The organism is Formivibrio sp. oc-25 (assembly GCF_055810895.1).
This window is the reverse complement of record NZ_JBVVOL010000001.1, coordinates 93,597-108,908: the sequence shown is the minus strand read 5'-3', so window position 1 is coordinate 108,908 and position 15,312 is coordinate 93,597. Positions and strand designations below refer to the sequence as shown.

11 protein-coding genes, 1 tRNA gene and 1 pseudogene are annotated in these 15,312 nt (G+C 56.6%); 11 read left to right on the top strand and 2 right to left on the bottom strand.

Annotation, left to right across the window (positions count from 1 at the left end):
- The first annotated feature begins 195 nt into the window (after positions 1-195).
- The 7 genes and pseudogenes from htpX (at position 196) to AC0KVQ_RS00505 (ending at position 9,398) form a co-directional block, all read left to right on the top strand.
- On the top strand, positions 196-1,053 hold the full coding sequence (htpX, locus tag AC0KVQ_RS00535; RefSeq protein ID WP_473419149.1) for a zinc metalloprotease HtpX: 858 nt from the start codon (positions 196-198) through the stop codon (positions 1,051-1,053).
- A 210-nt stretch (positions 1,054-1,263) separates the two neighbouring features.
- Positions 1,264-2,541, top strand: a pseudogene (gene rsmB / locus AC0KVQ_RS00530) (16S rRNA (cytosine(967)-C(5))-methyltransferase RsmB); the annotation flags it as partial.
- Complete coding sequence (locus AC0KVQ_RS00525; protein WP_473419148.1) at positions 2,504-3,118, top strand: DUF4390 domain-containing protein; 615 nt, start codon at positions 2,504-2,506, stop codon at positions 3,116-3,118. The pseudogene rsmB and the gene AC0KVQ_RS00525, both read left to right, overlap by 38 nt.
- Positions 3,115-5,253, top strand: a complete 2,139-nt coding sequence (locus AC0KVQ_RS00520) for a sensor histidine kinase (RefSeq protein ID WP_473419147.1) — start codon at positions 3,115-3,117, stop codon at positions 5,251-5,253. Before AC0KVQ_RS00525 ends, AC0KVQ_RS00520 begins: the two co-directional genes overlap by 4 nt.
- Positions 5,240-6,553, top strand: a complete 1,314-nt coding sequence (locus tag AC0KVQ_RS00515) for a sigma-54-dependent transcriptional regulator (protein ID WP_473419146.1) — start codon at positions 5,240-5,242, stop codon at positions 6,551-6,553. The genes AC0KVQ_RS00520 and AC0KVQ_RS00515 overlap by 14 nt, the downstream gene beginning before the upstream one ends.
- A gap of 2 nt (positions 6,554-6,555) precedes the next feature.
- Complete coding sequence (trkA, locus tag AC0KVQ_RS00510; RefSeq protein ID WP_473419145.1) at positions 6,556-7,932, top strand: Trk system potassium transporter TrkA; 1,377 nt, start codon at positions 6,556-6,558, stop codon at positions 7,930-7,932.
- Positions 7,932-9,398: a TrkH family potassium uptake protein gene (locus tag AC0KVQ_RS00505; protein ID WP_473419144.1), complete on the top strand. Its 1,467-nt coding sequence runs from the start codon at positions 7,932-7,934 to the stop codon at positions 9,396-9,398. Before trkA ends, AC0KVQ_RS00505 begins: the two co-directional genes overlap by 1 nt.
- A gap of 36 nt (positions 9,399-9,434) precedes the next feature.
- Here the strand turns inward: AC0KVQ_RS00505 and AC0KVQ_RS00500 are convergent, their stop codons facing one another.
- Positions 9,435-10,406, bottom strand: a complete 972-nt coding sequence (locus AC0KVQ_RS00500) for a GGDEF domain-containing protein (RefSeq protein WP_473419143.1) — start codon at positions 10,404-10,406, stop codon at positions 9,435-9,437.
- 110 nt (positions 10,407-10,516) lie between these two features.
- On the opposite strand from AC0KVQ_RS00500, the gene mpl reads away from it, so the two are divergent.
- On the top strand, positions 10,517-11,887 hold the full coding sequence (gene mpl / locus AC0KVQ_RS00495; RefSeq protein WP_473419142.1) for a UDP-N-acetylmuramate:L-alanyl-gamma-D-glutamyl-meso-diaminopimelate ligase: 1,371 nt from the start codon (positions 10,517-10,519) through the stop codon (positions 11,885-11,887).
- Positions 11,888-11,989: 102 nt separating this feature from the next.
- On the opposite strand, the gene AC0KVQ_RS00490 is transcribed toward mpl, so the two are convergent.
- Positions 11,990-12,065, bottom strand: a tRNA-Asn gene (locus AC0KVQ_RS00490).
- 67 nt (positions 12,066-12,132) lie between these two features.
- Between AC0KVQ_RS00490 and AC0KVQ_RS00485 the strand changes: the two genes are divergently transcribed.
- The 3 genes from AC0KVQ_RS00485 to fabI all read left to right on the top strand — a co-directional run bounded on the left by AC0KVQ_RS00485 (position 12,133) and on the right by fabI (position 15,281).
- Positions 12,133-13,416 carry a translocation/assembly module TamB domain-containing protein gene (locus AC0KVQ_RS00485; RefSeq protein ID WP_473419141.1) on the top strand — a complete coding sequence of 428 codons (1,284 nt, stop codon included), beginning with the start codon at positions 12,133-12,135 and terminating at the stop codon, positions 13,414-13,416.
- Between the two features lie 24 nt (positions 13,417-13,440).
- Complete coding sequence (gene ygfZ / locus AC0KVQ_RS00480; protein WP_473419140.1) at positions 13,441-14,424, top strand: CAF17-like 4Fe-4S cluster assembly/insertion protein YgfZ; 984 nt, start codon at positions 13,441-13,443, stop codon at positions 14,422-14,424.
- A 74-nt stretch (positions 14,425-14,498) separates the two neighbouring features.
- Entirely contained in the window at positions 14,499-15,281 is a 783-nt protein-coding gene (gene fabI / locus AC0KVQ_RS00475) for an enoyl-ACP reductase FabI (protein WP_473419139.1), read from the top strand.
- Positions 15,282-15,312 lie beyond the last annotated feature (31 nt).

Genomic DNA, 15,312 nt, shown 5'->3' with positions numbered 1-15,312 from the left:
AAAGAGGTGCGCATTATGGGCACAGGGTTTAGGCCTGTCAAACACTTTTTGTGAATTTTTTAAAAAATTGCTATCGAAGCCGTCTCACTCCTGATCGGATCACACCACCCACCAGAGTTCGCCACTCGATCAATTCTTGAATTATTCAGCCGCAACGCCATCTAATCAGTTGTTCAGACTACTAGGAACACCATAATGAATAACTGGTTGAAAACAACAATCCTGATGGCTGCCATCATGGCTCTTTTCATGTTTGTTGGAGGATTACTCGGTGGCAAGAACGGCATGCTGCTTGCACTGCTCTTCGGCGGCGCAATGAATGTATTTGCCTACTGGAACTCGGACAAGATGGTGTTGCGCATGTATAACGCGCACGAGGTGGACGAAACTACCGCACCAGAGCTGTATGGCATGGTTCGCGAACTGGCGGGACGCGCCGGACTACCGATGCCGCGCGTATATGTAATTGAAGAAGACCAGCCCAATGCCTTTGCCACGGGCCGCAACCCGGAGCATGCTGCAGTAGCCGCTACCACAGGCATCATGCGCATGCTCAGCTACCGGGAATTGCGCGGCGTCATGGCGCACGAACTGGCGCATATACAGAATCGCGACATCCTGATCTCCACAATTTCCGCCACCATGGCCGGTGCCATATCCGCACTTGCCAACTTTGCAATGTTCTTTGGCGGCCGCGATGAAAACGGTCGCCCAGCCAACCCCATAGCCGGAATATTGATAGCAATTCTGGCTCCGCTGGCCGCCTCGCTGATCCAGATGGCAATCTCGCGCGCCAGGGAATTCGGCGCCGACGCTGGCGGCGCCCGTATCAGTGGAGACCCAATGTCGCTAGCCAATGCCCTGGCAAAAATCGAGGCCTATGCACAGGGGATTCCCATGTACGCAGCTGAAGCGCATCCGGAAACAGCGCAGATGATGATCATCAATCCATTGACGGGCGGAGGCATTGACGGTCTTTTCCGCACCCACCCGAAGACCGCAGACCGCATCGAACGCCTGCAAGCCATGGCAAGCGGTCAGCTTCCTTATTAAGAAAACATTTCAGAACAACACTCTACCAATCGGGGGATTGACAGCAACTGTCGATCCCCTTTTGTTATAAATGACCACTTCATTAGTCTTGCCGCGAAGGCATGATCATGCGTCTGCCATCACCCCAGCGATAGCTTATCGCGACAGATCGCAGACAAGCTCTTACAATCACGCCAATTCACATCGACTCCGTGACCTGCGCGCGAATATTCAATGTTCCTGATCCAAAAAAATGCCAGCGCCACCATCCTGGCCGTGCTTGACGGACGCAATCTTGACGAACTGCTGGCCACGATGTGGCAGCAGCAACCTGAGTTGTCCGCGCAACAGCGCGGTGCCATTCAGGACATTTGTTTCGGCACGCTGCGTAATCTGGGACTGCTCAAGCAAATATTGAGTCAGCTCCTGCGCAAGCCCCTGCATGAACGCGAGTTGCACGCACTCCTGCTGACAGCCCTGTATCAACTCCAATTTACGCGTGCCGCCCCTTACTCAGTAGTGGATCATGCAGTCAAGGTCGCAAGCCACACCGGAAAGGGCATGGGGAAGGGACTGGTGAATGCCATCCTGCGCAACTTCCTACGCAATCGAGATGAACTGCTCCGCCAGGCCAGCCGTACCGCAGCAGGTCGCTACTCGCATCCCGAATGGTGGCTGGATACCATGCAGCAAGCCTACCCGGCACAGTGGCAGCAGATACTGGACTGCAACAATCAGCACCCCCCCATGACACTACGGGTAAACCGGCGCAAAACAACGGTCGAGAACTATTTGGCCATCCTCGGCGAGGCAGGAATCGACGCTCGGGCGCTGGGATTTGAGGCGATCCAACTTGCTCAGCCAGTGAGCGTTAACTTGCTCCCGCATTTTTTTGACGGCTGGGTATCCGTTCAAGACTATGGTGCACAACTTGCCGCACATCTGCTGGATCTCCACGACGGACAGCACGTGCTCGATGCCTGTGCAGCACCCGGCGGGAAATGCGGCCATATTCTCGAACTGGCCACGGTTGATGTGCTGGCACTGGACATCAACGATGCACGCCTGGATCGCGTCCGACAGAACCTGCAACGCCTGCATCTGCAAGCACAATTAAAGGCGGGAGACGCTGCACATCCATCGCAGTGGTGGGATGGTAAGCCATTTGATCGCATTCTGGCTGACGTGCCTTGCTCTGGCTCCGGAGTCGCACGCCGCCATCCCGACATCAAATGGCTACGCCGCCCTGGCGACTTTGCCGCTTTTGCCCGACAACAGGAAGCAATGGCCGACGCCCTTTGGCCTCTGCTGGCGAAAGGAGGAAAACTCCTATACGCTACGTGCTCGGTTTTTCCGGCAGAAAACGCCGAGGCAGCAGCAGCCTTTGCTGCACGGCATCCGGATGCCCAAAGACTGGCATTGCCGGAATGGATAGCTGCAGATGGGCAATTACTGCCAACCCCGGAACACGATGGCTTTTATTACGCGCTATTTTGCAAATCTGCTTAAGTTCGCTCGCCTGGCGACCTTGGCGTTTGTGCTGATCACCGCCAACCCCTGCCTGGCCAGCGGAATCGACTCGCAAAAAGCAGTGGCGACATTCACGGATAACCGGATCGAGATTTCCAGTCGTTTTCGCATCCAACTGTCCCCCATTCTTGAACAGTCACTGCAAAATGGACTGGTCCTGCCGTTCCAGCTTGAATTCCAGCTCACCAAACCACGGCTGCAAGCATGGATGCGCCAGCTTTCCGACTGGTTCACGCCCACTGAAACACTGACACTGCGCCTGGGATACCAAGCCCTCACCAGGCAATATCGGGTCAGTTCCGGCGGATTGTCGCGCACATTCAACTCCCTGACCGATGCACTGACCGCAGTGGGCATCGTCAGTGGCTGGCAAGTACTGGCCGATTCCAGCCTTGCGCAGGACCCGCATGATTTTGCCGGACGGATACGCCTGCGACTGGACCTGTCGCAATTACCCAAGCCCTATCAGCTTGCAGCAATCGGCCAGCAGGATTGGCATATCGGTTCAGCATGGATCGACCTTAGCGTGATGACTGCAGAAGGTGCACAACCATGAAACGCTATCTACTGTTGCTGCTGGCATCAGTCGGCGCGATCGCGATCTTTTTGCAGGCCACAGCAACCGGCAACACTTCCGCCTTTGCCGATTACTTTGATAGCCTGCTTTGGTTCAACCTGCTGGTGCTGGGTGGTCTATCGATCCTGGTAGGCATGCGATTGCTGCAATTGCAGCGACACGTGCGCAAAAAAGTGTTCGGCTCGCGCCTGATGCTGCGCATGGTCCTCATGTTTGCCCTGGTGGCAATCTTTCCCGGTGCGCTTGTCTACACCCTGTCAGTGCAGTTTCTCAACCGAAGTATCGAAACATGGTTTGATGTGCATGTCGATAACGCCCTGGATCGTGGCTTGAATCTGGGCAACAGTGCCATCGAATACCAGCTCTCCGATCTGGCACGCAAGACGAAACTCGCAGCCCTGGATCTGCGCGATGAAATAGAGCCCCCCTCACCCAGCCGGTTGTCACGCTTGCGGGAACAGATGGGCGCACAGGAAATCTCCCTGTTCGAGGAAACCGGCCAACTCCTGGCGCATGTCGGCAATGAAAACGCCAGCCTGATTCCCGTCATGCCTGATCGACAAACCATTCGTCAGGCCGCACGTGACGCCTTCCGTGCCGTAGAGAAACCGGCGGGCAAAGGCTTGAGCATGCGCGTCGTGGCGCGCATCCCCAGTATCGACATCAGCCAGCGTGATAGGGTCTTGCAGGTTATTCAGCCCGTACCAACGCAATTGGCCGCGGATGCGGAATTGGTCGAGCAGGTACGCAATGACTACAAGACGCTTTCCCAGTCGCGCCGTGGCCTCAAGATGCTCTACAGCCTGACGCTCACGGTTGCCCTGCTTATGGCCTTGCTCGGCGCACTGGCACTGGCGATTTATCTGTCGGACAAGATTGCCGCCCCGCTTTCGCATCTGGCCAAGGGTACGCGCGCCGTCGCGCAAGGCGATTACAGTCAACAACAACCAATTGTGAGTCGTGACGAACTGGGTATTCTGACCCACTCTTTCAACCGCATGACACGGCAACTGGGTGAGGCACGCAGCAAGCTGGAACACCATCAGGAAGAGCAGGCCGCAGCCAAGGCCTATGTCGAAGCCATCCTTGGTTCGCTTTCGGCAGGGGTGCTTTCCTTCAACGAGCAATGGCAACTACAGTCTGCCAACCAGAGCGCGCTGGATATACTGGGCATCAACCCGGAACAGCTGGGCAGTACGCAACTGATGGAATGGTCGCAGAATTTCCCAGCCCTGACCCCGTTCTGCGAACGGATTCCTGACGGGTTTGTCCAGCAGGCGGATGTCTGGCAGGGTCAGATCGAGCTGGCCGGTACAACTCGCGTACTGCTGGTGCACGGTACGCGCCTGAGCACACAGGACGACAACCCCGGCCATCGCGGTTACGTACTGGTATTCGACGACATTACCGACCTATTGGCCGCACAGCGTGACGCAGCCTGGGGCGAAGTTGCGCGACGACTCGCACATGAAATCAAAAACCCGCTCACGCCAATCCAGCTTGCAGCAGAACGCCTGGAGCACAAACTCTCCAGCCGCCTGGATTCTGCCGGGGCCGAACTGCTCGCGCGCAACACGCAGACCATCGTCAAGCAGGTTGGCGCGCTCAAGCAGATGGTGGATGCCTTCCGTGATTACGCACGCAAACCCACCGGCAAGAAAAAGCCGCTGGATCTGCAAAAACTGATCAACGAAGTATTGGTACTGTACGAGACATCCCCGATCATCCGACAAAAAAACACGGATGAATCTTTGATGGTATGCGGTGACATGACACATTTGCGTCAGGTCATCCACAATCTGATGCAAAATGCGCAAGATGCCATACAGGAGGCGCCAACCAAGCAGATCAACATACGCACGGAAAAAGATGAGCGTTGGGTCAGGCTGATCATTGAAGACAGCGGCCCAGGCTTCAATCCGGAACTGTTGCCACGGGTTTTTGAGCCCTATGTCACCAGCAAGAGCAAGGGAACCGGATTGGGCCTCGCCATCGTGAAGAAAATAGTGGAAGAGCATCAAGGACACATCCAGATCGGGAACCGGGATACCGGTGGCGCCTTTGTGCGCCTGGATCTGCCGCTCTGGGAGGAAGCATCACATGGCCAAGCATGAAATACTGATCGTCGACGATGAAGTCGGCATTCGCGAACTATTGTCGGAAATTCTGCAGGACGAAGGGTACGCCGTTGTCTGCGCCGAAAACGCTGAAGCAGCACGGCGCTATCGCAACCAGGCCGAACCACGGCTGGTATTACTGGATATCTGGATGCCGGACACGGATGGCGTCACGCTCCTGAAGGAATGGTCCCGCAACGGGCAGCTCACCATGCCTGTCATCATGATGTCCGGCCACGCCACCATCGACACCGCGGTGGAAGCAACGCGCATCGGCGCACTGGATTTCCTTGAAAAGCCCATTGGCCTGCAAAAGCTGCTCACCGTGGTTAAACGGGCATTCGCTCATCAGGGCAACAAAGCGGCTGCGGCGCTGAACCTGTCTGCACTCGGACAAGCACCTGCGATTCGCGAATTGCAGGAAATATTGGACCGCACCACACGCCAGCCGCTGCCAGTCATGCTGGCAGGAGAGCCCGGTGTAAGCTTCGAAACCTGTGCACGTTACCTGTCAGCCCCCGATACACCCTTCGTGATGCCCAATTCGCATGAAGAACTGGCACTGGCACCACAAGAACTGCTGAACAAGGCCAGCAGTGGCACGCTGTTCCTGCGTGACATTGCCCATATGGATGCCAAAACCCTGGCTGGGCTGGCCGCCATTCTGCCCAAACTTGAGAAAAACCGGGTGCGTCTGGTATTGGCCTGCAGCCGGCCACTGGGGGAACTTGGCACACACTTCGATGCAGAGCTCATGCGCCAGATCACCCAGTTGATCGTGCCCATTCCGGCCTTGCGCGATCAGGCTGAAGACATACCGGCGCTCATTACAGCCCTGCTCAGCCAGATGGGCACGAACAACATGTCCGGCACCAGGCGCTTCAGCCCGGCTGCCTTGCAGATATTGGCCAAGCAGAGCTGGCCCGGCAATCATGACCAGCTCGCAAGTGTTGTGAAGAGTTTGGCCATGACCAGTCGGGAAGAAGAGATCGATATCGGCCCGGTGCGGCGCTTGCTTGCACAGCTCGCTCCGCAGAGCAACGAGGACACGCCGCAACCGCAAACGCTGCCCCAACCGGAGGCCTCCTCCCCCTTGTTCGATCTTGACCTCCCCTTGCGGGAGGCACGTGACCAATTTGAACGCTATTACCTAGAGCGCCAGATTGAGCTGGCCAACGGCAACATGAGTCGCGTGGCAGAGCGTATCGGGCTGGAACGCACCCATCTGTATCGCAAGCTCAAGCAGCTTGGCATCCAGATGCCGCGCAAGGGCAAGAATGGCGCGGAGGAACAATAGTCATGGCCAACATTCTGATCGTCGGCGCGGGTCGGGTCGGTAGTACCGTTGCGCAACAACTGGTGCTGGAACAGCACAATGTCACCATTGTCGACGAAAATCCTGCCAATCTGAAACCGCTGCAAGATCAGCTCGATTTGCGCACGGTAGCGGGTTATCCATCATCGCCCGCCACCTTACGTGAAGCCGGCGCTGCCGACGCAGACCTGATGCTGGCAGTCACCCCGATCGATGAAGTCAATATGGTGGCCTGCAAGATCGGCTACGAGCTATTCCAGATTCCTACCCGGCTCGCGCGGGTACGCGAGGCCGAGTACCACAAGCAACCCAAACTCTGGAACGAGCAGAATTTCGCCATCAATCATGTGATCTCGCCGGCGCAGGTTGTTTCCGAGCACCTGGCCGATCTGGCCAGCCGTCCGGAAGCATTGCAGGCCGTATTCTTTGCTGAAGGAAAACTGCGCCTGATCGTGGTCAAGGTAAGCGAAGGCGTGCGCATGGAAGGCAAACCGCTATCCAGCCTTGATCAACTGCTACCCAAAATCGACCGGCGCATTGTTGCCATCTACCGTAACGGCAAGCGTGTCGTTCCCGACGGAGATACCATGCTGCTCGCGGGCGATGAAGTATTTTTTCTGGTTGCCACCAAATACGCCGACAAGGTGATCGAGATTCTGCACAACAAAGAATCGAAGGTAGAACGGATTACCATTGCCGGTGGTGGCAATGTTGGCCACCGCGTCGCACGCCTGCTGCAGGACCACTATCAGGTCAAACTGATCGAAAAGAATCGCGCGCGGGCAGATTGGCTGGCTGAACGCCTGCACAAAACATTGATATTGCACGGCGATGCGGCTGACGAAAAATTGCTGGAGGCCGAACAGATCGATCGCGCAGATCTGTATCTGGCCCTGACCTCGGATGATGAAAGCAACATCATGTCATCATTGCTGGCCAAACAGATGGGTGCCCGCAAGGTCGTGGCCATCATCAACCGCGAACCCTATATCGACTTACTGCAGGGGGGGCGCATCGATGTGGCCTTTTCGCCAGCCAAGATCACCATCGGCCCCTTGCTGACCCTAGTACGCCAGGGCGACATTCTCGCTGCACACAACCTGCGGCGCGGCGCGGCCGAAGCCCTGGAAATCGTGGCGCACGGGGATCCATCCACCTCCCGGGTCGTGGGCCGCAAGATCGAAGATATTGATCTGCCTGCAGGCGCCTGCCTGGCTGCAATCGTGCGCGGTGACGAGGTGTTGATGGCGCACCACGACACACAGATCGAAAACAATGACCATATCGTCGTATTCGTCGACGACAAACGTCACATTCGTGATATCGAGCGTTTGTTTGCCGTGAAGCTGGGCTTTTTCTGATGCGTATCCACTATCGCCTGCTGCCAGTTCTGAATGTTCTGTTCAAGGTCCTGGCTCTGTTTTCATTGTCGCTGCTGGTACCGATTGGCGTCGCCTACTATGGCAAGGATGCGGGCCTGGTACCGCTGATCGAATCATTGGGCTTGTTGCTGCTGGGCAGCTTGGTTCTGATCGCGGCGACACACCGTTTCAAGCGCGAACTGCAGCCACGTGACGGTTTTTTCCTGGTAGTGGGCCTGTGGACTCTGATGGCAGCGGCGGCGTCACTACCATTGATGCTGTTCAAAACCGATTTGAGCTTCACCGATGCCTATTTTGAAAGCATGTCCGGACTCACCACGACCGGTGCGACAGTATTTATCGGCCTGGACAACCTGCCCGCATCGATCAACATCTGGCGCCACCTGCTGAACTGGATCGGCGGCATGGGGATCATCGTGCTGGCAGTGGCCATCTTGCCCATGCTGGGGGTCGGCGGCATGCAGCTGTTCAAGGCCGAAACACCAGGGCCGATGAAAGAAGCCAAACTCACGCCACGCATCCATGCCACCGCGCGAAACCTGTGGCTGGTCTACGCTGGCATCACGTTACTATGCACACTCGCCCTGAAAACGGCTGGTCTCTCTTGGCTGGATGCAGTGTGTCATGCCTTTGCCGCAATGAGCCTGGGCGGATTTTCCACGCATGACGCAAGTGTCGGCTTTTACAATTCACCGGTGGTTGAGGGAATTCTGGTTTTCTTCATGCTGGTGGCAGGTATCAACTTTGCCACACACTATCTGGTGCTCAGCAAGCGTGATTTTGGCATCTACCTGCGCGATTCCGAATTCAAGGGGTTCTTTCTTACCTTGATCATAACGCTGCTGCTGCTCTGTGGATTGATGCTCTGGCACGGTTTTTACAGCGATCCATGGCTGGTTTTTCGCCATGTTTTGTTCAATCTGGTTTCACTGGGAACGGGTTGTGGCTTTGCCAGCATGAACTATGGGCAATGGCCGCTATATGCCTCACTGACCATCCTGCTGCTATGCTGTGTGCTGCCCTGTGCTGGCTCAACCGGCGGTGGCGTCAAGATGGTACGCGCCATCATCCTGTCACGCGAAGCCTACCGGCAAATGGTCACCCTGCTGCACCCGCGCGCCATACAGCCGCTGCGTGTCAGTGGCATGATTGTGCCAGGAAGCATCATCTTTGCGGTGCTGGGATTTGTATTCCTGTTTGTATTGAGCGCGCTGCTCATGACATTCGTTTTGATGGCAAGCGGCATGGATGTGCTCTCGGCCTTTACCGCAGTCATCGCCTGCATCGGCAATGCAGGGCCGGGGCTGGGCATGGTTGGCCCGGACAGCAACTACATCGCCCTGACCGATTTCCAGACATGGTTATGCAGCTTTGCCATGCTGCTGGGCCGGCTGGAGGTATTCTCAGTGCTGGTTCTGTTCACGCCTGCATTCTGGAGAAGCTAGAACCTGCTTCATCAGGCGGACAGTCTTGCTCGACGGTTATTGTGCAATCTCTAGTTTGCCGCGACCGCTGTGCTTGGCCTGGTGCAAGGCCTCATCCGCACGCAGGATGAGCGCGCGCCCGTTTTCATCACTTTTCAGCGCTGCCGCACCGGCCGAGAAACGTATCTCGACACGCTGGCTTTTATGGATGAGAGGTGTGTTGCCACAAACCAGACGTAAACGCTCGGCAACATAGCGTGTGCCGGACAGATCGGTTTCCGGCAACAGCAACAGAAACTCATCCATGCCGTAGCGAACCAGCAAATCCGACTCGCGCAGCACGGCCTTGGCCAGATTGCTGAAATGCAGCAAGAGCTGATCACAGGTATCGCTCCCCAAGCGGTCCTGCACCTGGCTGAAATCGTCGATTTCCAGCATCACCGCCGACAGCCTGCCATCTGCGCGCCGGGCACGCTTGACCTCACGCAACAACAGATGGTCCAGCCCCTGGCGATTGAATGCACCGGTCAAAGGATCCTGCTCAAGCATCTTGCGGCTGAACGACAAGTCTTCCTCGATATGCATGATCGAGCTGCGAATCAGCTGCAGATCATCATGCGAAGTGGTCACGGTGGAATGCACATCATGCGTGGATCGAATAATCTGGTTCAGCAATGCTTCCAAGGCCGAATGCGCCTCGTCCGCGGTATGGCGCCGCTCGGAATGCGCCCGCCGCACGCCGTGCAATGCGCCCAGGCTGGCGGCCATATCGGCGCCGCTGCCTTCCAATGCATCGAGCAACTTGACCGTTGCTGCATTGGCTTCCTCAAGCAGATCATCCATGCGGTACAGTATTTCCCAAGCCAGCTGGATCTCACCCGGACTTTTGCTTTCCGGTGACTTGATCGTGACGATGGCATTGTAGAATTGCGCATAATTTTCAGGAGTTGGCGGCAGGCCGCGCTCAGTCAACCGCTTGAGTGCAATCCGGGCAATTTCAACGGGGTTCACCGAAGCGGTGCTGGGCATACAGGATAAACCTTTTCAAAGACTGGCAAATTTCAAAAAACAAAGCTTACAAACGCGCGGCCGATTGTAGCCAACAGCCACTCAAAACACCACGTATCAGGACAATATTCATGCATATCCATATTTTGGGCATTTGCGGCACTTTCATGGGGGGAATCGCTGCACTGGCACGCGAAGCCGGACATCGCGTCACCGGCTGTGATGCCAATGTCTATCCGCCGATGTCGAACCAGCTGGAAGCGCTCGGGATCGAACTGATCGAAGGCTGGGATACGCAGCAACTCGCCTTGCAGCCCGATTTGTTCGTGATCGGCAATGTCGTGCGGCGGGGCAACCCGCTGATGGAAGAAATTCTTAATCGCGGACTACCCTACACGTCCGGCCCGCAATGGCTGGGCGAGCATCTGCTCGCTGGCAAATGGGTACTGGCTGTTGCTGGTACACACGGAAAAACCACCACATCTTCGATGCTGGCCTGGATTCTTGAATACGCCGGCCTGGCGCCCGGTTTTCTCGTGGGTGGCATTCCGGAAAATTTTGGCATCTCGGCCCGCCTGCCAGGAGAACCACGCCAGGAAAGCGGTGGTCGCTCGCCTTTTTTTGTCATTGAGGCCGACGAATACGATACGGCTTTTTTCGACAAACGTTCGAAGTTCGTACATTACCGCCCGCGCACCGCCATCCTGAACAACCTGGAATTTGATCACGCTGACATTTTTCCGGACATCGCTGCAATCGAAACCCAATTCCACCATCTGGTGCGTACCGTGCCCGGCAACGGCCGCCTGATCGTCAATGCCAACGAGCAAAGCCTGCAAAACGTGCTAGCGCGCGGCTGCTGGAGTGAAGTCGAAACCTTCGGCACAGAGCAAGGCTGGTCAATCGGCCAGGCCTGCGCAGACGGTTTTGAAGTGCTATGGCAAGACAAGGTGCAAGGGCAGGTACACTGGGCTCTCCTGGGAAGGCACAACCAGATGAACGCGCTCGCCGCGCTTGCAGCAGCACGTCATGTCGGCGTGCCGCTTGAGGTGGGCATTGCTGCGCTGGCGCAATTCCAGAACGTAAAGCGGCGCATGGAAATAAAGGGGAAAATCCGCGACATCACAGTTTACGATGACTTCGCCCACCATCCGACCGCCATTGCCACCACGATTGCCGGCTTGCGCCACAAGGTCGGCAAAGAGCGCATTCTGGCGGTGCTAGAACCCCGTTCCAATACCATGAAGCTTGGCACCATGAAGGCGCAACTGCCCCACAGCCTGCAGCAGGCAGACCTGGTTTTCTGCTATGGGGCGGGATTAGGCTGGGATCCAGCCGAAGCGCTTGCGTCGCTGGGCAACAAAGCCTGCTGTATGAATGATCTTGATGCGCTTGTGGGTGCCATCTGTGAAACCGCACGGCCCGGAGACCATATTCTGGTCATGTCGAACGGTGGCTTTGGCGGCATTCATGCCAAACTTCTGCAAAAGCTATCCGATTAAACAGTCGTGGCACATCAAAGGGGGAATGCATCCGGAGGGTGCTCCCCCAGTTGCGCATACAAAAACAAAGGGGCTGGCTTTTTGGCCAACCCCTTGGTATTTTGGCTCCCCGACCTGGGCTCGAACCAGGGACCTGCGGATTAACAGTCCGTCGCTCTACCGACTGAGCTATCGAGGAATCGATGAGGTGCGCATGTTAGTGCCCCGCCCGGTACGTGTCAAGCTTTTGTTAAGGATTTCCGAAAATGAAAAGAATCTCTGTACGCTGGATGCTGTTTGTCTTGCTGGCGCTCAGCCTCCTGTTGCTACCGGCAATCTTCCCTTTCGGGCAGCTTCGTTCTCCAATCAAAGAACGCCTCGGGCGCATGCTGCAAGAACCCGTCCAGATCAAAACCATTGATTTTCGGTACTTGCCTGCGCCAGCACTCATCCTGCATCAGATGGATATTGAAGGGCCCGCCAGTGCCAGCATCGGTCAGCTCCGCATTCCGCTGACCGTACGCAACCTGTTGGGATTCGGCCAGCATCTGCACGAAATACATCTGCAGGATGTCACCGTTTCTCCCCGGTTCGTACAAGCATGGCGCGACCGGATCGATAGCGGCCAGCTCCAGCTTCCGCTGAAGAGGCTGGTCATCACCAATGGCAACATCCAGCTGGGCGAGCAGAAGCTGGGGGCATTGCGCGCCCAGTTCGAATTCAGTGATGCGGGTCTTTTCCACAGCATCAATGTCGGCAGTCCAGATGAAAAGCTATCGTTGCACCTGCAACCCAAACCTTCGGGCGGCTTTTCCATCCAGCTCTCAGCCAAACACTGGGAACCCTTCGACAACCATCCCGTAATCCTTGAGTACCTTACCCTGCAAGGCATACTTGAACGTGAACTGCTGCACATCACGGATTTGCAGGCAGGACTGTACAACGGCCAAATAAGCGGCAGCGCAAAATTAAGCTGGGACAAGGAATGGCTGTTGACCGGGAATATCCAGGGCAAAAACATTCAGGCTGAACCGTTTCTGTCGGTATTCAACCCCAGCACCCGCGCCAGCGGCAAACTGCAAGGGAAAGCCATGTTCCGATTCAAGGCCAGTAACTACCCGTCATTGCTCGACCGCCCGATATTGCAGGGTCAGTTTTCGATTGCGGACGGCACTCTGCACAATATCGATCTGGTCAGCCCGCTCAAATCAAGCACAGCACAAACCATCCAGCACGGCGGACAAACAAGGTTCGACCGGCTGGACGGCGTTATCACCCTTGATGCCGATGCCATTCACCTGCGTCAGCTGCAACTCGATGCCGGGAAATTGCGCGCCCAAGGGAGTCTGGCCATCCGTGACGGGCAACTATCCGGCGGTGCCCGTGTCGCACTGGGTGACAACGCTCTTGCTGCCAGCACCCAGCTGACTTTTTCCGGCACGCTGGCCGCGCCGGAACTGCAATCAGGAGGAAGTTGGCGCCCGCAACCGGAAACAGATGTCGATTTGCCAGAGTCCTTATCTACCGGTGACGATATACTGCGCCCATGATAACAACCCGCCATGGAGAAACGCATGAACCCTCCCGCCACCATCACACTTGCAGATAATGCTACCGCACTGACAGCCATGGAAAACAGCGCAATTGTCTGCCAGATCACCCCTGCCGGCCTGCTGCGCTTCAGCGGTGAAGACTCCCCGTCTTTTCTGCATGGACAGCTATCCAGCGATGTAAAAGCCCTCAGCGAAAATTCGGCACAGTATTCGAGCTACTCCACGCCCAAGGGGCGCATGCTGGCATCTTTCCTGATATTCCGCCAGCAAGGTGATTACTGGCTGCAACTGTCGAACGAGCTGGTTTCCGCCATGCAAAAGCGCCTGTCCATGTTCATCATGCGCAGCAAGACTCGGTGTATTGATGCTACCAGCGAGCGTGCATTGATCGGGCTGGCCGGCCCCAGGGCAGAAGCCATTGTCCAGCAAATCACCGGCATTGCACCCGGCACCGAACTCTCCGTGCTGCATGCCGAGGAATACAGCCTTGCTTCACTTCCAGGCAAACGCTTCCAATTTGTTGCCATGCCCGATAGCGCCCCGCGCCTTTGGCAACAACTCGTCCAGGCTGGCTGTACGCCGGCATCACCAGCGCTGTGGCAGCTTTCGGACATCCGTGCCGGCATCCCCTGGATTGGCACCGCCACGCAGGAAGAGTTCGTGCTGCAGATGACTAATCTCGACCTGATCGGCGCGGTGAGTTTCACCAAAGGCTGTTACCCCGGCCAGGAAATCGTGGCGCGTACCCGCTATCTCGGCAAGGTCAAACGACGCATGTATCGGGCCCAACTCCAGACAGACACAGTCGAGGCCGGGCAGGATGTTTTCAGTTCGGAGATGAATGGCCAACCCTCGGGGAAAATCCTCTGCGCGAGCATGAACGGCGCCAACAGCTGGGAGGCATTGATAGTCTGCCAGATGTCGAGCCTGGAACACGGTCTGCACCTTGGCAGCTTGACCGGCCCGGCACTGACTCTGCTCAGCCTGCCTTATGCCGTCGAGTAAACAACTACCTGAAACCGTTATGAGCCGGTTTCGTCTATAATCCGACCTGTTTGAAAAATAGTAAGGACGTGTCCATGGGCTTTCTTGCCAACAAAAAGATCCTGATTACCGGTTTGCTCTCAAATCGTTCGATTGCCTATGGCATCGCGCAGGCCGCAAAACGCGAAGGTGCCCAACTCGCTTTCACCTACGCCAACGAAGATCTGCGTCAGCGCGTGGTTGATCTTGCCAAGGAATTTGATTCGGACATCGTACTGCCGTGCGACGTCGCCAGTGACGAACAGATTGCCGACGTATTTACCGAACTGGGCAAGCGCTGGGACAAACTTGATGGTCTCGTGCATTCGATCGGCTTTGCACCGCGCGAAGCGCTCAAGGGCGATTACCTCGACGCCGTCAGCCGCGAAGCTTTCAAGATTGCCCATGACATCAGCTCTTACAGCTTTGCTGCTCTGGCCAAGGCTGCCCGCCCGATGCTGAGCGAAGAGGCTGCGCTCGTGACACTGACCTACCTTGGCGCTGAGCGCGCTGTGCCCAACTACAACGTGATGGGCCTGGCCAAGGCCAGCCTGGAAGCCAATGTTCGCTATATGGCTGCGGCACTGGGCGCACAAGGCATTCGTGTCAACGGCATATCTGCCGGCCCGATCAAGACACTGGCTGCCGCAGGCATTGGCAACTTCTCCAAACTGCTCAATGCCGCTGCCGCAGGCACGCCGCTGCGTCGCAATGTAACGATTGAGGAAGTCGGTAATGCGACGGCCTTCCTGCTCTCGCCGCTGGCTTCCGGCATCACCGGCGAAATCATGTATGTCGACGGCGGCTTCAATATTGGCGCCGGCACCATGGAAGGCTGATTTTTCGCCAGCGCATGACAACAAAGCCCGG